General features: G+C 70.3%; 18 protein-coding genes and 1 pseudogene. 10 read left to right on the top strand and 9 right to left on the bottom strand.

Annotated features, from left to right (window positions below; translation table 11 throughout):
• Nucleotides 1-8: 8 nt before the first annotated feature.
• Nucleotides 9-839 carry a ZIP family metal transporter gene (locus tag B1H19_RS05745; RefSeq protein WP_083103532.1) on the bottom strand — a complete coding sequence of 277 codons (831 nt, stop codon included), beginning with the start codon at nt 837-839 and terminating at the stop codon, nt 9-11.
• A gap of 1,266 nt (nt 840-2,105) precedes the next feature.
• Here B1H19_RS05745 and B1H19_RS05740 point away from each other — a divergent pair.
• Complete coding sequence (locus B1H19_RS05740; protein ID WP_083103531.1) at nt 2,106-3,035, top strand: C1 family peptidase; 930 nt, start codon at nt 2,106-2,108, stop codon at nt 3,033-3,035.
• 186 nt (nt 3,036-3,221) lie between these two features.
• Here B1H19_RS05740 and B1H19_RS05735 read toward each other — a convergent pair whose 3' ends face one another.
• Entirely contained in the window at nt 3,222-3,662 is a 441-nt protein-coding gene (locus tag B1H19_RS05735; RefSeq protein ID WP_083103530.1) for a MarR family winged helix-turn-helix transcriptional regulator, read from the bottom strand.
• A gap of 137 nt (nt 3,663-3,799) precedes the next feature.
• On the opposite strand from B1H19_RS05735, the pseudogene B1H19_RS05730 reads away from it, so the two are divergent.
• The 4 genes and pseudogenes from B1H19_RS05730 to B1H19_RS05720 all read left to right on the top strand — a co-directional run.
• Nucleotides 3,800-5,302: pseudogene (locus B1H19_RS05730) on the top strand (MFS transporter); the annotation flags it as partial.
• Complete coding sequence (locus B1H19_RS40605; RefSeq protein ID WP_335755963.1) at nt 5,294-5,923, top strand: MSCRAMM family protein; 630 nt, start codon at nt 5,294-5,296, stop codon at nt 5,921-5,923. The pseudogene B1H19_RS05730 and the gene B1H19_RS40605, both read left to right, overlap by 9 nt.
• A 176-nt stretch (nt 5,924-6,099) precedes the next feature.
• Nucleotides 6,100-7,251: an NADH:flavin oxidoreductase gene (locus tag B1H19_RS05725; RefSeq protein WP_083103528.1), complete on the top strand. Its 1,152-nt coding sequence runs from the start codon at nt 6,100-6,102 to the stop codon at nt 7,249-7,251.
• Nucleotides 7,252-7,358: 107 nt separating this feature from the next.
• The gene (locus B1H19_RS05720; RefSeq protein ID WP_083103527.1) at nt 7,359-8,174 is read left to right on the top strand and encodes a methyltransferase domain-containing protein; all 816 of its coding nucleotides are present in this window, start codon (nt 7,359-7,361) and stop codon (nt 8,172-8,174) included.
• A gap of 46 nt (nt 8,175-8,220) precedes the next feature.
• Here the strand turns inward: B1H19_RS05720 and B1H19_RS05715 are convergent, their stop codons facing one another.
• Nucleotides 8,221-9,126, bottom strand: coding sequence for a bifunctional helix-turn-helix transcriptional regulator/GNAT family N-acetyltransferase (locus B1H19_RS05715; protein ID WP_083103526.1), 906 nt, complete (start codon nt 9,124-9,126; stop codon nt 8,221-8,223).
• 70 nt (nt 9,127-9,196) lie between these two features.
• Nucleotides 9,197-9,739: a hypothetical protein gene (locus B1H19_RS05710; RefSeq protein WP_083109442.1), complete on the bottom strand. Its 543-nt coding sequence runs from the start codon at nt 9,737-9,739 to the stop codon at nt 9,197-9,199.
• Between the two features lie 126 nt (nt 9,740-9,865).
• On the opposite strand from B1H19_RS05710, the gene B1H19_RS05705 reads away from it, so the two are divergent.
• Nucleotides 9,866-10,357, top strand: coding sequence for a hypothetical protein (locus B1H19_RS05705; RefSeq protein ID WP_083103525.1), 492 nt, complete (start codon nt 9,866-9,868; stop codon nt 10,355-10,357).
• Here B1H19_RS05705 and B1H19_RS05700 read toward each other — a convergent pair.
• Nucleotides 10,347-11,021, bottom strand: a complete 675-nt coding sequence (locus B1H19_RS05700) for a hypothetical protein (RefSeq protein WP_083103524.1) — start codon at nt 11,019-11,021, stop codon at nt 10,347-10,349. The genes B1H19_RS05705 and B1H19_RS05700 overlap by 11 nt on opposite strands.
• Before the next feature lie 138 nt (nt 11,022-11,159).
• A complete protein-coding gene (locus B1H19_RS05695; RefSeq protein WP_083103523.1) occupies nt 11,160-12,257 on the bottom strand; it encodes a cytochrome c oxidase assembly protein in 1,098 nt (365 codons plus the stop codon).
• Nucleotides 12,258-12,655: 398 nt separating this feature from the next.
• Here B1H19_RS05695 and B1H19_RS38575 point away from each other — a divergent pair, with 398 nt between their 5' ends.
• The 4 genes from B1H19_RS38575 (at nt 12,656) to B1H19_RS05680 (ending at nt 18,695) form a co-directional block, all read left to right on the top strand.
• Complete coding sequence (locus B1H19_RS38575) at nt 12,656-12,799, top strand: hypothetical protein (protein WP_159028011.1); 144 nt, start codon at nt 12,656-12,658, stop codon at nt 12,797-12,799.
• A 103-nt stretch (nt 12,800-12,902) separates the two neighbouring features.
• The gene (locus B1H19_RS05690; RefSeq protein WP_083103522.1) at nt 12,903-16,214 is read left to right on the top strand and encodes a lantibiotic dehydratase; all 3,312 of its coding nucleotides are present in this window, start codon (nt 12,903-12,905) and stop codon (nt 16,212-16,214) included.
• Nucleotides 16,211-17,701: a lanthionine synthetase C family protein gene (locus tag B1H19_RS05685; protein ID WP_083103521.1), complete on the top strand. Its 1,491-nt coding sequence runs from the start codon at nt 16,211-16,213 to the stop codon at nt 17,699-17,701. Before B1H19_RS05690 ends, B1H19_RS05685 begins: the two co-directional genes overlap by 4 nt.
• A gap of 127 nt (nt 17,702-17,828) precedes the next feature.
• Complete coding sequence (locus tag B1H19_RS05680; protein WP_083109441.1) at nt 17,829-18,695, top strand: YwqG family protein; 867 nt, start codon at nt 17,829-17,831, stop codon at nt 18,693-18,695.
• Between the two features lie 39 nt (nt 18,696-18,734).
• Here B1H19_RS05680 and B1H19_RS05675 read toward each other — a convergent pair whose 3' ends face one another.
• From B1H19_RS05675 to B1H19_RS39665, 3 genes are all read right to left on the bottom strand, one after another.
• Nucleotides 18,735-19,970: an alpha/beta hydrolase family protein gene (locus B1H19_RS05675; protein WP_203237107.1), complete on the bottom strand. Its 1,236-nt coding sequence runs from the start codon at nt 19,968-19,970 to the stop codon at nt 18,735-18,737.
• 163 nt (nt 19,971-20,133) lie between these two features.
• Nucleotides 20,134-21,006: a hypothetical protein gene (locus tag B1H19_RS05670; RefSeq protein ID WP_159028010.1), complete on the bottom strand. Its 873-nt coding sequence runs from the start codon at nt 21,004-21,006 to the stop codon at nt 20,134-20,136.
• An 11-nt stretch (nt 21,007-21,017) separates the two neighbouring features.
• The gene (locus tag B1H19_RS39665) at nt 21,018-21,869 is read right to left on the bottom strand and encodes a papain-like cysteine protease family protein (RefSeq protein ID WP_237289148.1); all 852 of its coding nucleotides are present in this window, start codon (nt 21,867-21,869) and stop codon (nt 21,018-21,020) included.
• Between the last annotated feature and the right edge of the window lie 279 nt (nt 21,870-22,148).

Raw genomic sequence — 22,148 nt, 5'->3', positions numbered from 1 at the left:
TGCCGTGCTCACGCTCCGGCCGCGGTGACCACCGCGTCCGTGGCGAAGCCGAGGATCAGGCCGAGGAAGATGCAGCTGGTGGTGAGGTTCTTCAGGCCGGTCTTGCGGGCGACGGCCAGCAGCTCGATCACAACGTAGAGGATGGAGCCGGCGGCCAGGCCGAGGAAGGCGATGGACAGGGTGTCGTTGACCAGGTGCTGGCCGACGAGGGTGCCGAGGAAGGTGGGGCCGCCACCGATCAGGCCGAGTTGGAGCAGCGTCGCCCAGGAGGGACGTTCGCCTTCCGCGGCGAGCGGGGCGACGATCCCGAAACCCTCGGTGGCGTTGTGCAGACCGAACCCGATGATGAGGAGCACGGCGAGGGACAGCTCCCCCTGGGCCGCGGAGTTGCCGATCGCCAGCCCCTCGGCGAAGTTGTGCAGGCCGATCCCGGTGGCGATCATCAGCGCGAGCGAACCGGCCTGGCTGCGTACCGCAGGCGCCAGTTCGGTCACCGCCGCGGCCCCCGGACCGGCGGGTCGCTGGGCGGCGGCCTGCCGTCGACGGGCGATCCAGCCGTCGTAGTACACCAGCCCCACCAGCCCGATCCCCAGGCCCGCGACCAGCACGGCGCCGCCCGAAACGACCGGTCCCCAGTGATGCTTGCTCAGGCCCTCGTCGATCGGCTCCCAGGCATGGGTCAGCACATCCCACACCAGGAACAGCAGAATGCCGATGGCCACGGCGTTCAACCCGGCCTTCAGACGCGGGGTCGGCGTGCGCAGCCGGCCTATCGGCAGGCCCAGATAGATGGTGAAGCCGGCGATGGCGCCGAGCAGGGCGATGTTCGTGCTGGACATGAGGGGCTCCAGTCGGCATGTGCGGGGACGACCACAGACGGTAAAGCAGGTAAGCCTCACCTAACAGGCCCACGGGTCGGTTTTGGGGAAGGCTTGGGAATTCGTTGGCTGCGGCCAGACCCGTTGCGGATCGTCGAGTCGCGCCGGGCCGGAGTTCCTTAAATCGGCAACTTCCTTACGCGGCAAAAGTCTTGGCGGCGAACGTCACATCGGAACCCGTCATCCGCATGCCCAACCCCACGAAAGAGAAAAGAAAAAGAAAAAGAAGGGGGCGCCGCCATGGCTCGGCGTGACATTCGCCCGGGCCGGTCCCGCCCCTCGATGCCGCCCTCTCCCGACTGCGGCACGCATCGCGCCCAACGGGTCCCTTCTGGTCGCATCTCACCTGGTCACGGAGGTGAACTCCCGGCCGACCCCGCCCCGCACGCCGCCGGCGCCACCCCGCCGACAGGAGCGGACAATCCCTACCCTCACCACCCCACACCGGCGCATTTCGAGCCTTTGGCATATTCGCCTCGTCTATGCCTCAACTGATCCTCAACCAGGCACTGCCGCATGACTCACAGCCATTGACGCCCGAGGTGTGAGCCGCATAACTTCCTGCCCCAAGTCGGCCCGCCGAACAGAAGTTCCACCGCAATTCGTCGATGGACTCTGCGAATTCGGCAGTCCGGCGCATCAGGCTCCTTACCCCCCACACCCATGGGAGCCGCCCGAGCCCCACGACCGCTGCTGGCGGCCGCCGGGCACGGGCTGCTGCCGCACGCAAGGAGACTCCGTTGCGGACCTCGCCTGGATCCCGACCGCACCACCCCGGCGCGCCCACCGCCGCATTCCGGCCCCTGGCCGCGGGCACCCCTGATGCCGTCCCGGTGCCCTGCCGCCCCGCGCGATAACCACGCGCCTCTCGGCCCACTGCTGGGCAGCCGTACCGCCTGACGCCGGCCGGATAGCTCGCTGAACTCCCTTGCCCCATCGGGGTGTCGACAAGGAATCAGGGCAGCAGGACGGCAGATCCGCGGGCCCGGCGGATCGGCCTCCGCCGCCGCGGCCGCGACACCCCTCGCAACGGTTCCGCACGCGCACCGGCGCATCGACGCACCGGCCTCCGCAACTCCGTACTCCCGCGCCCGACACCGCGGGATCCCAGGCGTACCCCGCTACCCCGGGATTGCGCCCATCCAAGCTCCGTCGGCCGACCCCGGTCGGCGGCCCGTGGCTCGTATCGGGTCACACAACGTCCGTCCCTGAGGAGAACCACCCCACATGATCCCCTCGCACAAGAAGAAGACCAACAAGAGATCCCGCGCCGTCATCGCCGTGGCTGCCGGCGGCGCCCTCGCCGTCGTGTCCGGCGGCATCGCCCTGGCTTCGGGCGCGCACGACACCCCCGCCGCGGCGCACCACCACCACTTCGCCCTCGGCGCGCAGCTGCCGTCCGGCGGCAAGAAGGTGAGCACGCTCTCTTCGCAGACCTCGGTCGCCTCCCGCCTCGCGGACCTCTCGCCGCACAAGGCCGGTGCGCCCAAGAGCGTGCCGGACAGCGTGGACCTGAGCCAGTACGCGATCGACCCGGGCAACCAGGGCCAGGTGGGCTCCTGCGTGTCGTGGGCCATCGACTACTCCGGCTACAGCATCCAGGAGAAGCAGCAGGGCATATCCGGCGGCCCGCAGGCGCCGATGTACACGTACGCCCAGATAGCCAAGGGCAACGACCAGGGCAGCACGCCGGACGACACGTTCAGCATCGCGGAGTCGCAGGGTGTCGACTCGAAGTCGGACTACTCCCAGGGCGACTTCGACTTCACCAGCCAGCCGACCGACGCCGAGCGCCAGAATGCCGCGCACTGGAAGCTGTCGGGCCACACCAAGCTGCACACCGGCAACCAGATCCAGGCCGACGTGAAGCAGGCGCTCGCCGACGGCGAGCCGGTCGCCATCTCCCTCCCGGTGCACCAGAGCTTCCAGGACGTCACCCAGCAGCAGGCGGCCGACTACTCCTACCAGCCCGGCGGCAGCGAGGACCCGGTCCTCGGCGGCCACGAGATCACCATCGTCGGCTACAACGACAAGGGTGTCCGCGTCGAGAACTCCTGGGGCGGCAACTGGGGCGACGGCGGCTACATCAACCTGTCGTGGGACTTCCTGGCCAGTCAGGTCGAAGAGGCCAACGCCATCGGCAAGCTCGTCAAGTAGTCCTGGCAGTTCCTGGCCCACACCCGTGTGTACGTGATCGATCCCTCTTGGCGCATCACCCGCGGGCGGCCATTCGCTGACAGCACGTCAACTCCCTTTCCCGGTGCGGGGCCCGCGGTGCGTGCGCGGGCCCCGCACTGCTTTCGTGGGCATCGGTCGCGAGATCCACCGCAGCGCCGCCCGGTGTCAGGCGTCCGTCTCCCGCGTCGGTCGCAGGCGTCGCAGCAGGGCGTAGAGCGTGGCGCCGTCGGCTTCGCCCAGGGTGTCGAGGGCGCTATGGGTCTCCTGCATCTCCTCGCGCACGCGGCGGATGATCTCGCGGCCCGCGTCGGTCGCGACGACGTTCTTCACGCGGCGGTCCGCGGGGTCGGCTTCCCGGCGGACCAGCTCGCGGGCCTCCAGGCGGTCCACTATCCCGGTGACGTTCGACGCGTCGCACACCAGCAGGGCGGCGAGGCCGCGCATCGGCAGCGGCTCGTCGAGCTGGGCGAGGACCTTGGCCTGCATGGCGGTGAGCCCGTGATGGGCGGCGGTGGCCGCGAAATCGCGCCATTGGGTGGTGCCTATGGCGGCGAGCAGCTCCAGCAGCTGGAGCTTGGTGGGTGCGTACGGGGCGGTGGCGCTCATGGTCGGAGCGTACTCAAGATGCTTCACGTCATCAATTATTTACTTGACTGTCTTAAGTATCTCGGGCTACCGTCTGCGGAAGTACTTGATGTGCTGAAACATCTACGATCTGAAGCATTGAGAAGGTCCTGCCAGCCATGAGCCACGCCGCATCCGCCCCCGACACCGCCACCGGGCGACGGAACGAGACGGTCATCGTCCTCGCCCTGAGCCTGGCCGCCATGGTCGTGTCGATGATGCAGACCCTGCCCGTCCCGATCCTGGGCCTCATCCGGGGCGACCTCGGCACCTCGACCGCCAACGTGAGCTGGGTGACCACCGCCACACTGCTGTCCGCCGCCGTCTTCACCCCGCTGCTCGGCCGCTTCGGTGATCAGCACGGCAAGAAGCCCACCCTGGTGGCCGTGCTCGTCGTCATGGTCGCGGGCTCCGTGATCGCCGCGGTCGCGGGCTCACTGCCGCTGCTGATCCTGGGCCGGGTGCTCCAGGGCGCCGCCACCGCGATCTTCCCGCTGGCCCTTTCCGTGCTGCGCGAAGAGGTCCGGCCGCAGAAGCTGCCCGGCGCCATGGCCCTGGTCAGCGGCACGCTCGCGTTCGGCAGCGGGCTCGCACTCGTCGCCACCGGCCTGCTCACCTCCGGTGCCCACGCCGACTACCGCAACGCCTTCTGGATGGCGACCGGCTTCGCGGTGCTGGCCCTGCTCGCCGTCGTCTTCCTCGTCCCGGCGACCCGGCACAAGACCGGCGGACGCACCGACTTCCTCGGCGCACTGACCCTCGGCATCGCCCTGCTGCTGCTCCTGCTGCCGATCTCCCAGGGCCATGAGTGGGGCTGGGCCTCCGGCCGCACGCTGGGCGCCTTCGCCGGCGCGGTCGTCATGATCGCGGTCTGGGTCCTGGTCGAGCTGAAGGTCCGCGCGCCCCTCGTCGATATGCAGATGTTCGTCCACCGCCCGGTCCTCATGGCCAACCTGGCCGGCATCCTCGTCGGCTTCGGCATGTTCGCGAACTTCCTCGGCGTCTCCTACCTCGTGCAGATACCCAAGGCCCTCACCGGCTTCGGTTTCGACGCCTCGATCCTGCGCGCATCCGTCGAGTTCCTGCTGCCCGGCGCGATCGTCTCGCTGCTGGCCTCGCCCCTCGGCGGCCGGCTCGTCCGCCACCGTGGCCCCCGGTTCGTGCTCGCCATGGCCGCCGTATTCGGAGCCGCCGGCTTCGGCTGGCTGGCGCTCGAACACACCCACACCGCCTCGGTCATCGGGGCCGGCCTCCTGACCGGCGCGGCCGTCAGCTTCGGCTACGCCGCCATGCCCGCCGTCATCATGGCGAGCGTCCCGCACCACCAGAGCGGCATAGCCAACGGCATCAACTCGATCTCCCGCTCCACCGGCAGCGCGATCGGCAGCGCCGTGGTCACCACGATCCTGGCGTCCAAGACCATCGAGCACCTGCCGGCGGGCGTACCGCCGCTGCCCGCCGAATCCGGGTTCACCCTCACCTTCGGCATCGGGGCCGTCGCCTTCGCACTGGTCGCGGTGATCGGCTGGCTCGGCCTGCGCGGACAGCACGGCCCGCGGGCCGCCGAGGCGGGCGACGCAAGCGCGGAGACCTCGTCAACTCCGGTGGTGGGAATGGCAGTTGCCGATGCGGTGGCGGAGCCTGCGGTCCAGGCCGATGCTCCTCCGGCCAACGTCCTCCAGGATGACGCTCCGGTGGCCGATGCTCTCCCCGCCGGGCCCGGCTTCCACGGCCTGGTACGGGATGCCGACGGCGAGGTGCTCGGCGGTGTCGCCCTCGCGCTCGTCTCACCGGACGGTCGACAGGTGGGGCGCACGGTCTCCCACCCCGACGGCCGGTATGCGCTGGACGCCCCGGCTGCCGGCCCGTACATCCTGATCGCGGCCGCCGACGGCCATCAGCCGCAGGCCGCCACGGTGACGGCGACGGCCGCCCCGGTCGCGTACGGCGTCAGGCTCGCCCGCGCCGCAGAACCCGCCGGTCTGCACGTGCGGGGGACCGTACGCGCCGGGGAGGGCGGCCGCCGGCTGCCCGATGCCCGGCTGACGCTGGTGGACGCCGCCGGGAACGTGGTGTGCACCACCATCACGGACGCCGACGGCGCCTACGCCTTCACCGACCTGACCGCGGGCGAGTACTCGCTCATAGCCAGCGGCTACCCGCCCGTGGCGTCGGCGCTGGCCGTCGAGGGCCGCGGTACGGACGGCTTCGACATGGCGCTGGCGCACCCCGTAGCGCCGTAGGCGGCGGGGGTGTCCGGGATCACGGGCAGCCCGCCGGACCGGCGGAATGCCGTGCCTGCCCGGATGGTTGGCCCCTCCATGCACCCCGTGCACCCCAAGCGCCCACTACACGTCGCACATACCTCCACCGATACCTACACCTACACCCGCACCGGTACCGACACCGCTACCCACTGATGCTGACAAGGAGCACCCCCGTGACCGCCACGACATCCTCCGCCGCCTCCCGCGCGGCCGAGATCCTCTCCCGGCCCGTCGCGCTGAACGGCCTGACCGTTCCCAACCGCATCGCCATGGCGCCGATGACGCGCATGTTCTCCCCGGGCGGCATACCCGGTGAGGACGTGCGGTCGTACTACGCCCGCCGCGCCGCCGCGGGCGTCGGCCTGATCGTCACCGAGGGCACCTACGTCGGTCATGAGTCCGCCGGGCAGAGCGACCGCGTCCCCCGCTTCCACGGTGAGGAGCAGCTGGCCGGGTGGGCGAAGGTCGCCGAGGACGTGCACGCCGCGGGCGGCACGATCGTGCCGCAGCTGTGGCACATCGGCATGGTGCGCAAGCAGGGCGAGCCGCCCTACGCCGATGCCCCCGCCGTCGGCCCCTCCGGCATCCGCGTCGACGGCACCGAGAACGCCGGCAAGGCGATGACCCAGCGCGACCTGGACGACGTCATCGCAGCCTTCGCCGAGGCCGCCGCGGCCGCCGAGCGCATCGGCTTCGACGGCGTCGAACTGCACGGCGCCCACGGCTACCTCCTCGACCAGTTCCTGTGGGCGGGCACGAACCGCCGTACCGACGCCTACGGCGGCGACCCCGTGGCCCGTACGAAGTTCGCGGCCGAGATCGTGGCCGCGGTGCGCGCGACCGTCTCGCCCGAATTCCCGGTGATCTTCCGCTACTCGCAGTGGAAGCAGGAGGCGTATGACGCGAGGCTCGCCGAGACCCCCGAGGAGCTGGAGGCGATCCTGACCCCGCTCGCCGCGGCCGGCGTCGACGCCTTCCACGCTTCCACCCGCCGCTACTGGCTCCCGGAGTTCGACGGCTCGGACCTGAACCTGGCGGGCTGGACCAAGAAGCTCACCGGCAGGCCCACCATCACCGTCGGCTCGGTCGGCCTCGACGGCGACTTCATCCGCGCCTTCGCGGGCGAGGGCGCCCCGGTTCAGGGCATCGACAACCTCCTCGACCGCCTGGAGCGCGACGAGTTCGACCTCGTCGCCGTCGGCCGCGCCCTGCTCCAGGACCCGCAGTGGGCGGCAAAGGTCCTGGGGGACCGCTTCGAGGAGCTGACGCCGTACGACGCGGCGGCGTTGAAGTCGCTGAGCTAGCCAGCAGCCGTAGCAGCCTCGCATGACGGAGGGCACCGGTTCTCACCGGTGTCCTCCGTCACGCCCGCGCAGAGCGATGACACCTGCCGCGTGTGACAATCGCCCTCATGGCGTCTCCCACACCGGCTTCTCCGAACGACGGTTACCTCCTCGACAACGCGCGGCCGGAGGCAGGGACCCGTTTCGATGCGCTCAGTGAGCTGTTCGATCCCTCCACCTTCCGGCATATCGAGGACCTGGGAATCGCTCCGGGGTGGCGGTGCTGGGAGGTAGGTGCGGGCGGCCCCTCGGTGGTGACCTGGCTGGCCGACAGGGTCGGGCCGACCGGTCGGGTGCTGGCGACGGACATCGACACCTCGTGGGCCTCCGAGACGTCCGGAGGCGCCGTCGAGGTCCTGCGCCACGACGTCGGCCGGGACGAGCCGCCCGAGGGCGGCGGCTTCGACCTCGTACACGCCCGGTTGGTGCTGGTGCATGTGACCGATAGGGAACGGGCCCTGCGCACGATGGCCGACTCGCTGCGACCGGGCGGTTGGCTGCTGGTGGAGGATGCCGATCCGGCGTTGCAGCCCCTGATCTGCCTGGACGAGTACGGGCCCGAACAGGCGCTGGCCAACAAGCTGCGGTCCGGCTTCCGTACGCTGCTGGCGTCCCGCGGCGCCGACCTCGGCTACGGCCGGAAGCTTCCCCGCCTGCTCCGGGAGGCAGGGCTGACCGGCGTCAACGCGGACGCGTACTTCCCGATCACGTCGCCGGCCTGCAACATCCTGGAGGCCGCGACGGTTCGCCACGTCCGCGACGGTCTCGTAGCGGCCGGACTCGCGACGGACGAGGAGATCGAACGCCATCTCGCGAACATCGCCTCCGGCCGCCTCGACCTGTCCACCTCTCCCATGATCTCCGCATGGGGGCGCCGCCCCTAGAGCCGCGTTCCGGGCGACGCCCCGGGGCTTTCGCAGACGCCGGCCCTCACCTCGACGACGCTCCGCCGATCCGCTTCTCGAACCAGTGGTGGGCGTACGGCTCGTCGTTGAAGGCGGCGACCTCGTGGAAGCCGCAGGAGCGGTACAGGCCGAGCGCGGCGCTGAGGGCCTTGTTGGTGTCCAGGCGCAGGACGGCGCGGCCGTACCCGGCGGCCTGCGCCTCCAGCTCGGCCAGGAACCGGCGGCCGAGGCCGAGCCTGCGGGCATCGGGCGCCACCCACATGCGCTTGATCTCGGCGGGGGCGCCGGCCGGTAGCTTCAGACCGGCGCAGCCGACGGGCTCGCCGTGCAGTCGGGCGAGAAGGAACAGGCCGTACGGCGGCTTGAGTTCACCCGCGTCGGGCAGCAGGCTGTGTGCCGGGTCGAAGCCGGTCTCGAAGCGCTCCTGCAACTCGGTGAAGTAGGACCTCAGGCAGTGCTGGGCGTCGGGGTGGTCCGGGTCGACGACGTTCAGTGTGACCGTCCCGGCGGTCAGCAGCCGATCGACCTCGGCCATGGCGGCGACGAGCCGGGCGCGCTGCGCCGTGTTGAGCGGCTCCAGAAGGGAGCCGGCCAACTCGTCGCTGCGGCCGTCGAGCACGGCGCGCTCCGCGCGTCCCGCGTCGGTGAGCCGGACCGTGCGCACCCGTCTGTCCCGGGGCTGAGGCTCCACCGTCACCAGGCCGTCGCTCTCCAAAGAGCGCAGCAGACGACTGACGTATCCGGAATCGAGCCCGAGGCGCTCGCGCAACCGCCGTACGTCCTCGCCCTGTTCGCCGATCTCCCAGAGCAGTCGGGCCTCGCCGATGGGCCGGTCCAGGCCGAGGTAGTGGTCGTGGAGTACGCCCACGCGTTCGGTGACGGTCCGGTTGAACTGCCGCACCTGGTTGATCTGTCCCTGCCCCGTCTCCATTCTCTGACTCTAGTCAGAGAATGGAGACGGGGCCAGAGGTCCGTGGAGGCGGCCGGGAGGAGCGGGGAAATCAATGGGGCGCGTCCCGGCGCTCGGCGTGATTCAAGGCGCCCCACCATACGGAGCTGAGCAGCAGAGCCCCGGGGGCGACTCCCGCGATCGCGGCGATGGTCGCCGGGGAGGCACCGTAGGCGCCCAGTGCCAGCCCCGCGGCGCCGCACGCGGACATTCCTGCACCCAGCCAACGAAGCGCTGTCAGCCGCCACACGGCCGCGAGTCCAAAGAAATGCAGCCCGACCACGAGCGCGATCCAGGCGACCGTCACGTGCGGGGCGTGCAAGAGGAATCTGATGGCAAGGATCCCGGCCACTCCGACGACCGCCTCGACGGCCACCACCCACCAGTAGCGCCGCCCGAAGCCCACCGTGGGCGCGGTGCCCGTCGGCAGAGGCGCACGGTCGCGTCGCAGCACGACGGCCAGCCCGACGAACGCGGCAACCGCCAGCGCCCGCAAGGGGAGGCCGACGACCGGCGGCAGGGAACCAGCGTTCACCCCGATGAAGACGACCCCGAATATGCCGCCTATGAATCCAGCTGTCCGATCCCTTGTCATGGTGGCCAGTTTCACCGATGCGGATCACACGATCCACTCCGTGAGTCAGCTCGGAGCTCCCTGTTCGGCAGGTATCGCAGCGTAATCCGCTCGACCTGCTCAACCCCATGACGACACCATGGACACATGCCGTCGAACGAATCAGCAGCCCGCGAGCTTCAGGACCGCGCCGTCCTCTGGAGCATTGGCGAGATCAGCGCAACCGACGTCGTTGCGGGTGCCTGTGAGGCACTCGTCGACGGCCTGGACAGTCCTGCTCTGCGGACCTTGGCGGCGTGCACACGAACGGAGGCGATATACGACGTCCCCGAGCTCCTTCCCCCAGCACTTCATGAACTGGGCCTCACCTTCTACCCGTTCGACGGAGTTGCCGGACGGGAAGCCGCCGCACGAGCACTTGCCGCTCGGATGCTGGCCGGCGAGCTGTCGCCACGTGAGTTGGCGTTCCGTATCCACCAGCACTTCGGGCACCAGCTGCCCCTGGCCGAACGACTCGCCGCACTGGACGACGAGTACGACACGCTCGAATACAGCGACAGAACACCGGCACAGCTCGACGCCGACGTCAGGGCCGAAGCCCTTCGGCTCGTTCAGCATCCTGACCGGGCTACTGCTTGAGGCCGAGCACCGCCTCCGCGGTCGTCCAGTCGTGCGCGATGGCCTCCTGGGCCTTGGTCAGATCGGTCTTGCCCGAGCAGATGGCGGCCTTGAGCCGGTTCTCCACCACATCCTTGGGGTTGTTGGGTCCGGCGCCGGGCCGGTGCCCCGGGGACGGCGGCTCGACCCAGAGGTTGCGCGGGTCGTTGGGGTCGCCGCCCAGCTGGAGGCTGATGAGGTGGTCGTACTCGGCGTCGTGCAGCGGACCGGTATAGGCGTACGAGGCGGCGTTGGCCTTCTTCTCGCGGCTGGTGATGTTCACCGGCGGCCGGATGCCCTTGGTGTAGCCGCTGCGGCAGATCGTCGTCTTGAGCGTCGCCGCCGTGACCTTGGGATTCGTCGCCCCTGGGGTGCACTTCGCGTCGGGCAGCGGCTGCTTGCCGGCGGTGTGACGGACGTGGCAGGAGCCGGGGGACGGCTGCGGCTGGACGGTGTACGCGGGCTGGGGACCGGGGCCGACGGGTATCGACCCGCCCGGCCCGGAGGAGGACGAGGAGGGGCCCGGCGCTCCGGAGTGTGCGGAGCCTTTCGCGTCCGGGTGGGTCCGTACGGAGGAACATCCGGCGACGGCGGTCGCCACGACGGTGAGGGCGGCAATCGCGGCCCGGCGTGCGGATATCGGCATGGAAGAGGTTCTACCCCACTGCGGTGCCGGGCAGCCTGTCGGCCGGAAGCACGGCCGAATCGCCACCCCGTGCGTGCGCAGTCCGTGCGCGGGGTGGCGCCCCGGCCGGGCCGCTGTGCCTGCCCCGGCGACCGGCGCTCAGCGCCCGCCGCCGCGCCGGAAGCGCTCGCCCACGGCCCCCTGGTCCGTCTCCCACCAGGGCCGCGTCATCTCCGGCTGCGGCGCGGCCGCCGTCTCCTGGGCGGCCGGTGTGCCCGAGACCGGCCCGTTCACCGTGGCCGTCCCGGCCGCCTCGCCCGCCGAAACCGGCCCGCTCACCGTAGCCACCCCGGTCGCCGTCCCCGCCGTCGTGGCCAGCTCGCGGTCCAGCCGGGCGTCCAGCGCCGCGGTCTTCGCCCGCTCGGCGCGCACCCACTCCACGAAGACCGCGATCAGGAACGGCAGCCCGACCAGCTCGGCGATGGTCAGCATCAGCCCGCCGCCGATCATCTGGTCCTGCTGTGGACTCGGGTCCCAGGGGCGGTGCTGTGTGGCGTACCAGCCGCCCGCGATCGCCGTTCCGCTGGTCATGACCACGATGCCCGGCACCGCGTCCACCAGCCCGTCCAGGAAGACGAGAAGCGCCCGCACCGGATGGCTGCACCAGGCGGGCAGCAGCTCCTCGCGGGTCAGCATCGGCAGCACGAAGAGGCTCCCGGTGACCAGTAGTTGCAGATACATCAGCTCGTGCAGCGGACCGTGCCGCAATGTTGTCGAAAAGTACGGCGTGAAGTAGATCGCCAGCTCGGAGGCGAGCACGAGGACGGTGCTGACCAGCGGAAAGGTCAGCAGCCGCAGCACCCTGCCGGACGCCGCGGCACGCAGTCGCCGAGACACCGGGCCGCGTTCCGGAAGCGCCCGCAGCGCCAGTGCGAGGGGGTCGCCGAGTGCCAGGCCGAGCGGGGCGATCAGATCGAGCACGATGTTCTGTACCGCGGCGGGCCAGAACAGCTCATGATCGTAGACCGCCAGCCCGGACATCGTCGCGACCACGATCGCCCCGAGCCCGAGGCCCGCGTACGCCACCGTCCGGGCGACCGGCCACCGCTCACCACGCCGCGCGAGCCGTACGACGCCCGCTGCGTAGAGGCCGCCCAGGAGCAGCACCAGCACCAGCGCGTACGGATCGAACTGCCAGCTGCCGACCAGCCGCCCCGCGGTCAGCTCCGGCAAACCTGCCGAAAGTGTCTCTGTCACGGATGACCAGGCTAGTGCGTGCCTTGTGGATCACTGCTGGGGCCCCGATCCCGATTCATTGGATGGGCGCCGAAACATGGATTGTTTCGTATGCCCCTTTTGGGGATTATTTGCGTTCTACGCCTTAAGGGGCGGTTGTGATGGTGGAGTCGCCGCTCCCCATCGTCACGGGCGTTCGACCGACCGTGAGGGACAGGTGGAGGCGCAGGTAGAGGCACAGGTATACGCCCGAGGCGAGGCTACGGCGGATCAACGCCGCGTGTGACAAACGTGCTTGACGTGGCCTGTGAGCTTGGATGGAATACCCGGGTGGTTGCGAAAGACCATCGCACCCACCGGAATTGCTCCGGAGAAGCCAAAAGCGCTCCGGAATTCAACGTCTTTCTTTGGAGGGGACCATGGAGAACGTCACCATCAACATGGACGAATTCGACCTCGACCTGGACATGGACATCATGGATTCGGCCACGGTCACCGTGCCTGCCCAGGAGTCGAAGCTCATGACGCAGGTCTGTCCGCCCACCTCCTGGAACTGCGGCTGATCCACAGGTGCGGGGTGGTGCCGGGACGTCGTCCCCGCCACCCCGCACCATCGTCGGGTGAAGCGGTGTGCGGGGACCGGGGCGGGGACGGGCGAGGGAAATCGTGGGGGATACGGGTGACGTTGATTTCGAGTGCGGAAAACTGGCTCTGGTACGCGCCGCGGCCCTCCCGCTGCCCTCGGACGACGCCCCGGCCCGGCGGCCCGATCCGTCCGGCGAAGCCCCGTACGAAGAAAGCTGGTTGCGCCACCAGATAGCGGAACTCGCCGCCGACCCGCGGCTCATGGAGGCGGTGAGCCTGGCCAGTGCGAGCCTGGCGGCGGAGGTCGACCGTGCCGTCGCCGGGGAGCGGCTCAAACTCAAGTCCCTTCGCCGTATCGCGATCTCGCTGACGAAGTACCACTCGCGCATGGCCCACCGCCCCACGCCTTTCGGCCTCTTCGCGGGGGTCGGTCTCGCCGGATTCGGATCCGTGCCCGCGCGGGAGCCGGTCGGTGACGGGCGCCGCGTGACCCGGCCGGACGCGGCCTGGCTGGACGGCGTTCTGGAGATGCTGCTCGATGTGCCCGCCGTACTGGAGTGTGCGCGGCTCACGGCCAACAACCTGCACGCCGTACGGGACGGCCGACTGGTGCTGGTCGATCACCATGACCGCAGCGGAGAACGGCAGTTGGTCGGAACCGTGCGCCACACCCGGGTGGTCCGGCAGCTCCTGGCGGCCGCGGCGGACCCCACGCCCTTTCCCCGGCTGGTGGCAGCGGCGAGGCGAGAGTTCCCCCACGCGCCCGATGGCGCGATCGAAGGCAGTATCAGGCAGCTCGTCCGCGGCCACTTCCTGCTCAGCGACCTGGCACCGCCGCCCGACTGCACCGCCCCCCTCGACCACGTATGCGAGCGGATGCGCGGAGTCGATCATCCGACGGTCCGTGAACTGTATGTCATCCAGGCTGAGTTGGGCGCCCTGGATGCCGCGCCGGCGGAGGGCCGGCGCGCCCGGCTGGACGCGGTCCGTGAGCGGATGCGGGCGGTACAGCCTGCGACGGACGTCCTTCAGACGGACCTGGCGCTGGATGTGCGGCTGACCCTGCCGCGGGAAGTGGCCCGGGAAGCGGAACGGGCCGCGACGGTGCTGTGGCGGACCTCGCCCGTTCACCGGGGCAATCCGCACCTGCGCGACTACCACCTGGCCTTCCTGGAGCGGTACGGCACCGACCGGCCGGTTCCGGTCCTGGAACTGCTCGACGAAACCCGTGGGTTGGGGCTGCCTCGCCACTACCGCCGGCCCGGTGCGCCCCGGCCCGCCCCCGAGACCGGGGCGCGCGAGACGCGCGACCGGGTGCTCGGCGAGTTGTTGATGGCCGCGGCCCGCAGCGGCGCCCGGGAAGTGGTGCTCGACGAGGAGACCGTACGCGCCCTGGAGCCGGCGGAGCGGGGGCCGGCCCCGCTGAGCATGGAGGTGGGAGCCGAGCTGGTGGCACCGGGCTGGGACGCCCTGTGCGGCGGGGACTTCCATCTGGTGCTCGCACCCCAGGCGGTGTCCCCGCTGGCCGGAGCGACCTTCAGCCGGTTCGCGCCGGTGCTCGGCCGGGCGACCGCGCAGGTGCAGGAGCTGGCGCTGCGCACCGAGCGGAGCGCCCCGGACGACGAGATCCCCGCCTGTGTCGCCTTCCGGCCCAGGGTGATGCGTTCCGCCAATGTCTCCGCCGTCCCGCAGTGGCTGTCCCATCGCATCCCCCTGGGCGTCGGTCCAGCCGCGGCGGAGACGGCGCGCGAACGGGATGATCCGCGCCGTCCGCATGATCTGCGCGCACTGCATGATCCGCATGAATTGCATGAACTGCACAATCCTCATGAACTGCACGATCTGCGCGTGGAGAACCTGGCGGTGTCCGCGGACACGGACGGCCTCCGGCTCCTCGACACCTTGACCGGCCGAAGGGTGCGCCCGCTCTCGTACTCGATGCTCAACCCGAGCAGCCGCCATCTCCCGTACGTGGCACGGTTCCTGCTGGAGATCGGGCAGGAAGGGCGGGCCTTCTGCGCGCCGTGGAGCTGGGGAAGCTGGGCGTCGGCTCCCGCGTTGCCGCGGGTGCGCCACGCCCGGACCGTGCTCGCCCCGGCGCGCTGGCTGCCGGACCGGGCCCTGTGCGCCGCGGCCGACCGCGGGGACGAGGAGTGGTGCGGGCAGGTCGGGCAATGGCGGCGGCGCTGGGACGTACCCCGGCAGGTGCTGCTCACCAAGGCCGACCACCGTGTCGCGGTCGACCTCGACGATCCGCTGCATCTCCTGGCGTTCCGCGACGAGGTGCGGCGGGCACCCGGTCTGACGCTGGTGGAGCGGTTCGGCGGCCGGGTGGAACGGCAGTGGTTCCGAGGCCCCGAAGGTTCCCATGCCGCCGAGTTCTTCTTCCCCGTCTTCGCCAGGCCCAGCGGCCCGAGCGCCGCGCACGGCACGGGCCCGAGCACTGTGCACGGCACCCGGCAGGCCCGCCCCGTGGCGGCGCCGGTTCCGGTTCCGACGAGTGGCACCGACCGCGTCCGCGGACCGCGTGCTCATCTGCCTGGCGGCGAGTGGCTGTACGCGAAGATCTACGTCCCGCAGGCCCGCCAGCCGGAGGTGCTGGCCCGCCACCTCGGACCGCTGACCGATCCCGGCCTGCTCCGCAGGGCGGGCGCCGACCTCTGGTTCTTCCTCCGTTACGAGGATCCGGCACCGCATATCCGGTTGCGCTTCCACGGCGAACCGGAGTCCCTGTGGCCGGTGCTGCTGCCCGAGCTCCATGCCTGGGCGCAGGCGCGCGAGGAGGCGGGGGTCATCGGGAAGGTGGTTCTGGACACCTACGAGCCCGAGGTCGAGCGGTACGGGGGACCGGACGCCCTCGGTCATGCCGAGCGCCTCTTCCACGCCGACAGCGAGTCCGTCGTCACGCTGCTGGCCACGACTCCCGACCAGCTGCCCGACCGCCTGGCCGATCCGACACTGCCGGCCGCGCTGGGCATCCTCGACATCGTCACCGGTCTCGGCGCCCCGGACGAGGCGCTCGGCTGGCTCAGCAGCCCGTCGGTGCTGGCGCGCCGGGGAGACATCCCGAGGGACCGGAAGCGGGCCGTCGCCGCTCTGCTGGATTCCGGCGCCAGGCCCCGGCCGCCGGCCGCGGTGGACGGCCGGGGCGCGGGGTGGAGCACGGGATGGAGCACCCGCGGTCCGGCGCTGTCCGGTCTGCGCGAGGCGCTGTCCGCCGGTGTGACGGACCCCGGGCGCAGCGGACGCATCGCCCTGAGCCTGACCCATATGCACTGCAACCGGCTGCTCGGCCCCCGGCCCGAACAGGAACTGACGGCTCATGCCACGGCCCGTGAGGCGCTCGCACTGTGGCTCGGTCGGCAGCGGAACCACACGGGGCACCGCGGATGACCGCACCCGCACCCCTCGCGCTGTGCGACGCGGCATCGGACATCGCCCACCGCGTCGCCGAACTGCTCAGCTCCCCGGAGCAGGTGGCCGACACCGCCCATACCGCGTTCGCCGCCCTGCCACCCGATGTGCTCCAGCCCGCCTGGCAGCCCGCATCGCTGCTGCTGGGGCATCCCGGCATCGCACTGCTGCACACCAGGTGCGCCCGCACCGACCCACGCCACGCAGCGGTCGGGCACGCCCACCTCGCCGCGGCCGTGACGGCGGCAACCGACGCCGGCCCGGCCGCGGTCGGTGATCTGGTGCTGCCCGCACGGCTGCATGCCCGGGCGCACGGCGGCTACACCCGGCTGCTGGCGCGCTGCGCCGAGGTGCATGCCGGATTCGTCCGGGCCCACGCCGCCCGGCTCGTGGCACGGCGGCAGGAGCACGGCCCCGGGCTGGCGTACAGCGATTACGACGCGATCTCGGGCCTGGCAGGACAGGCACGCGGCCTCCTGGCGGCAGCCGACCACGGCGACGAGCGGTGCGCGCAGGTACTCCGCGACGTCCTGGGTTTTCTGGTCGGGATGACACATCCCGTCCGGCCCGCGGCAGGAGACGGAAGCCAGGTGCCGGGGTGGTGGTGCGCACCCGACCGGTATCTCCTCCCGCGCGACCGCGCGGAGTTCCCGAAAGGCGACCTCAACGTCGGCGTAGCCCACGGGATTTGCGGCCCGCTCGCGCTGCTGTCGCTGGCACACCGCTCCGGACACCGGGTGCCGGGGATGCGGGACGCCATCCGCCGCATGGCCGACTGGGTGCTGAGCGTGGGGCACACCGACGAGCGGGGCACCCAGTGGCCCGGCCGCGTCGCCGCCTACCCGGAGGTGACTGGGGAGTTCGGGGAACCCGGGGAGCCCAGGGTGCCCGGGGAGTTCGGGGTGCCCGGGGCGCTTGGGGAGGCTTCCGCACCGTCCCGACAGCGCCGGCCGTCCCAGGAGACGGCCGTGAGAAGCGCACCGGGCTGGTGCTACGGGACATCCGGAATCGCCTGGACCCTGCATCTGGCCGGGCAGGCGCTCGACGACCACCGGATGACGATGGCGGCCGAGGACGCCATCCGCGCCCTCGTGCACCGCCCGCGCACCCCGGCCGTGTCCGTCGATCCGGGCTTCTGCCACGGCCGTGCGGGCATCCTGCACACCGTCGCCCGGATGGCCGCCGTCGGCGCATCCACCGAGCTGTGGTCGGCGGCGGACGGCCTCGCCCACGAACTCGTCGCGGAATTCGACCCCCGAACTCCCTTCGGCTACCGCCAGGCTCTGCCGCCCTCCTCCGCCTCGAAGCCCGCACCGCACCGGGTCCACCACCCCGGGCTGCTGGACGGCGCCGCCGGGATCGCCCTCGTACTGGCCGACTACGCCGACGCCCGCCGGGGAACCGCATGCGAGGACGCGAACGGCTGGGAGGCGAGCGGCTGGGACGCGGCGTTCCTCATGAGCTGACGCGGTCGCTCCTCGCCGAGGTGATGCCGCTGCGGTGGCTCTGCCGTGGTCAGCCCCACCTCGGGCGTCGGCCGGCAGGGCAGCGCGGACGGTCGCGTTGTCAGTGGGCTCCTGCATCATCAATGCCATGACACACAGCACGACCGACAGCACTACCGACGCGCTGCACGCGCTGTCCCGCGAGTGCCTGCCCGACGAGATCGCCGAGCGGTGGATCGCCCTCCTGCGGCCGAGCGTGCGCCTGGAGAAGGGCACAGATGCGGCTACGGAAGCGGTCGTCGGCCGACTCGGCGGCCTGCCGGAGCTGCCGGAAGACGAAGAATGGCCCGTATGGGAGGGCAACGGCCCCCTTGCCTTCGTTGCTGCACTCGATTGCGCCCTGCTCCCCTCCTCGGCCCTCGACATCGCCCTTCCGGAAGACGGCACACTGGCCTTCTTCTACTTCGACGGGCAACTGGACGACGGCTGTGCGGTGGTCGATCCCGGTGAGCCCGACAGCTGGGCGGGAGCACGCGTGCTGTACATACCGGCAGGCGTCCCCGTCGCCTTCCGGGCGGCGCCGGAGGGGATTCGACCGTACCCCGAGGTGCCGCTGACGGCGCCGGTGGAGACGACGGCACCGTACCTCCGGCACCCAGTGGTACAACGCGAGTTCGCGCAGCTGCCCGACGACCACCCGCTGTGGGGCGAGGAGTTCCAGGAGGCGCTGTGGAGCCACTTCGAGGGCACAGAGCACCGCATCGGCGGCCACGCGAACCCGGTGCAGGATGATGTGGAGACCGAGGTCGCCCGCGGGGCTCTGGGCAGTCCCCCGTGGGATGACCCCCGCATCAAGGAGGAGGCCCTCCGGTGGCTGCTGCTCGCGCAGTTCGACACGGATGACGACGCCGACATGATGTGGGGCGACGTTGGTGCCCTCTACTGGCTCATACGCCCCGAAGACCTGGCCGAGCGACGCTTCGACCACGCGATGTTCACCTGGCAGTGCGGCTGACCGCACCGGAACCATGTGTCTTGGACACCGGAGGCTCGTTCAGCGGACGAAATCGACCTCCGGGTAATGGCGCGAGGGGCCGTCGAGCAGGTGGTGGTGTCCGTGGCGCAGATGCTTGTCGAAGAAGGCCGCGAGGTAGGTGCGCTGGATCTCGATGGAGCGGTTCGGGTCGATCGTGCCGAGTATCTGCGGCAGTTGGGGCGGAGCCAGCCCGAATGCGCCCGGTGCCTGGGGGAAGAGGATCTGGTTGTCGACGAAGGAGTTGTGGCCGGAGCCGCGCAGCTTCAGGTCGAGCCGCTCTCCGTGCAGATGGTTCCAGAAGCGTGCCCAGCTTCCATCGCTGTTGCGATTGTGGTGTTCGGAACTGAACAGCAGGAAGGGGCGGTTGAGCGGCTTGTCGATTTCCGATCCGAAGAGTTGGCCGTCCAGGTTCGCCCCGGCGCGGATCCTGGAGTCCGCGTGCATGGCCGCGGGCACCGCTCCGCCGCCGAGGGAAGAGCCGAACATCCCGATCTGCTTGGTGCTCACGGCCCGGGACAGCCCGTGGGGGAGCGGTTTGTGTTCCGCGTCCGGGTTGTGGCCGCGGGCGATCTCGGCCAGCTGGTTGATGACGAAGTGGGTGTCCGCCGCCCGGATGGCGATCGTGTGGGAGGAGGGGGAGCCCGGCGGCATGGTGTTCACCTCATGCCGCCCTCCGGGGAACACCACATCGCTGGAGTCGTGGGTGTGGTCGAGGGTGACGACCAAGTACCCGCGGCTGGCCAGGTCCTGGACCAGTGCGGTTGCCTGGCCCCGGCTCCCGTGCAGCCCGGGCGAGTAGAGCACCACCGGCAGCTTGCCGGCCCGGTGGTCAACGGGGGCGCCGGTGTGGCCGGCAGTGGTGGGCAGGGTCACCCCGCCCGGCAGCACCTGCTGGCTGCTGGGAAGGAGCGCGGCGGGATAGCGGGAGGTGTGCGTGGCCGGGTACCACAGCGAGACCATCAACTCGCGCTGCTGTCCGGGCACCCACGGGTCCCTGCGTGACGCGTCGCGCAGGTGAAGGTCGACCGTTCCGACGTGATAGCGCCCGGTCGGGGCGGGGAGGGTCAGCTGGCCCGGGGCGTGCGGCACCTCGTTCAGGGGAGCTGCCGCGGTCATGGGCGCTGCGGTGCCCTTACCGGCGGCGACGGCCGGAGCGACTCCGGCACCCAGGACGACGGCCAGTGTTCCCGTGGTGCCGACCACCCGGGCGCGTAGCCGGGAGTGGCGCCTTCGTGCGTGTTTCGCGTGTTTCATGTCGTCAGATGCCTTCGTCCAGGATCGTTTGCGGGCCGCGGCGCACACGGTGGCGGTGTGCGCCGCGGCGCGGCGGCTTCGTCACATGGGGATGCGTACGAGGCCGGATCGGCGTGGTTCGTCAGCGGGCGTCAGGGGCTCGTCAGTGCCCGTCAGTGCCCCTTCAATTCGCCTGTGGCCGCCGGCGATTGCGGCGCCGTACCGCAATGACGCCACCGGCGAACGCGACCGCCACCAATCCCGAGGCGCCGAGTTGCAGAGGCGCCGAGGACGAAGGTGACGGCGTGGAAGCGGAAGCCAGACGGAAGCCGCCGGCGAGTCCTTTGCGGTCGTACGCGGAACCCGGCAGTTTGTCCGCGTAGCGGCTGTGTACCAGCTTCTGGTACGCGGCGAGCGTCACCGCCCGCTTGCCGTGCAGCCCGGAGGTCGCTTCCCGGTTGAGCGGCGCGACGATGTCGTTCTTCAGGCGGTACCAGGCGTGGATCTGCGGCTCGGTGAAGACCTTCGAGTGGCCCGTGGTCTGCCGGCCGTAGGTCACATCGCTGTCGCCGTCGCGCACACCCGTCAGATGCCAACTGCCGCCGCCGCCCTTGGTCGCGGAGGAGAGCAGGACCGTGGCCTTGTGCCCGTTGGCGTCGTTCGCCCGGGAGGCGAGGTAGGACAGGCGCGCCACGTTGTCCGCGCTGGGCTTCGCTTTCCCGGTGACGAACGCGGGGGCGAGCTCGTACAGCGCGACCGGATCGTTCAGGCTGAACGACTGCTGGTCGCTCTGTGCCCCGGACGCCATCGGTGCCGCCGCACTCGGGCCGCCGTCGGCACCGGTGTTCGCCGTCACGCTGAGGAATCGGGAGACGGCATTGTGCACTTGCGCGGTCCGGAGCACCTGCCGTGCGCCCTGGTAACCGGGAATGGTATTCGAGCCGTCGGCCGCCTGGGCCTGGCCGCAGAAAGCGGTGGAGAGCAGGGTCGCCGCCGCACCGAGGGAAAGGGCGAGACGAGTAGCACTTCGGTGCAGGGGATTTGTGGTGTCACGCATTGCCGCCCGCCTCACTTGTGTATCCCGATGCGGGAATGGGTCCACTGGAATGAAGAGTTGCTGACGTAGTCGCTGTAGTTCCACCAGGTGTAGGTCTGCGTGGTCTGCCAGGGATCACCGACCGCCACCATCTGCGATGAGGGGTCGTAGCCGTAGATGACGTTCATATGGCCCCCGCCGGAATTCCATCCGATGCGGACGGCGAAGGGACGTTGGCCGTCGATTTCCTTGCCGACCTCCGAGAAGGACGCGTTGCGGGAGAGGTCGTATCCGGTGTTGCTCAGACCGATGTTGCCCAGGCCGTTGGCCAGGTCGTCGAGCGTGGCGGGCTGGTTGTCGCAGCTGAGGTTGCTGTTCTGCGCGGCAAGTCGGCAGAAGTCCTGCTGGCTGTACTGGTTGTAGCCCCAGTACTTGGCGATGGTCAGGCCGCTGGCGTCCCAGCACCACTGGTCCTGAACCTGCTTCTCCATGTTGATGGTGAGCGCCACGCGCCGACTGGACTTGGCGTGCCGGGACGTGCAGGTCGGCAGGTTGTCGGTGTTCCCTTTGAGGAACGCGTTGGCTATGTAGAAGGATCCGGAGTCCGACCAGATCCATCGGGAGTCGTTCTCCACGGCGTCGCCCTGGACGCGGCAGGTCAGTGAGACCTTGCTGCCGACCGTGGCCCGACCGACGATGTGGGCGGAAAGACTGGACGACGATCTCTCGTTGACGCTGCGGTAGTTTCCCTGACCGCCGGTCACGGTGGCGGTTACGGAACCGGCCCGGGCGGTGCCGCCGCTGAGCAGGAACCCGGCGGTGATCGCGGTTAACGCGATCAGCGTCAACGTTCTCCACAGAGTTTTGAAGCGGGGAAGACGCATATACGGACTCTTTCGAGACGTGGGGGAATGTACGAAGTCCATGCGGGGTGCCCAATGGGCGGTTTCATGAATTGTGGCTCTGGCCTACCTGTCGGTAGTGATGCGGCATGCGCGTTGTGTTACCGCTGAATTCCGCCGTGCATGCCTGCGTCGTGCGCACCACGAACGGCGGCGAACACCGGTGAACATCGGCGATGTCCCCTTGGTTGTCGCGTTCGGAATGCGCAGGGGAATTAGTACAGCATCTTCACGGGCTGTTCAAATGACGCACAGTCAACA

Source organism: Streptomyces gilvosporeus (assembly GCF_002082195.1).
GTDB classification, from domain to species: Bacteria; Actinomycetota; Actinomycetes; order Streptomycetales; family Streptomycetaceae; genus Streptomyces; species Streptomyces gilvosporeus.
This window is presented reverse-complemented; position numbering and strand designations above follow the sequence as displayed.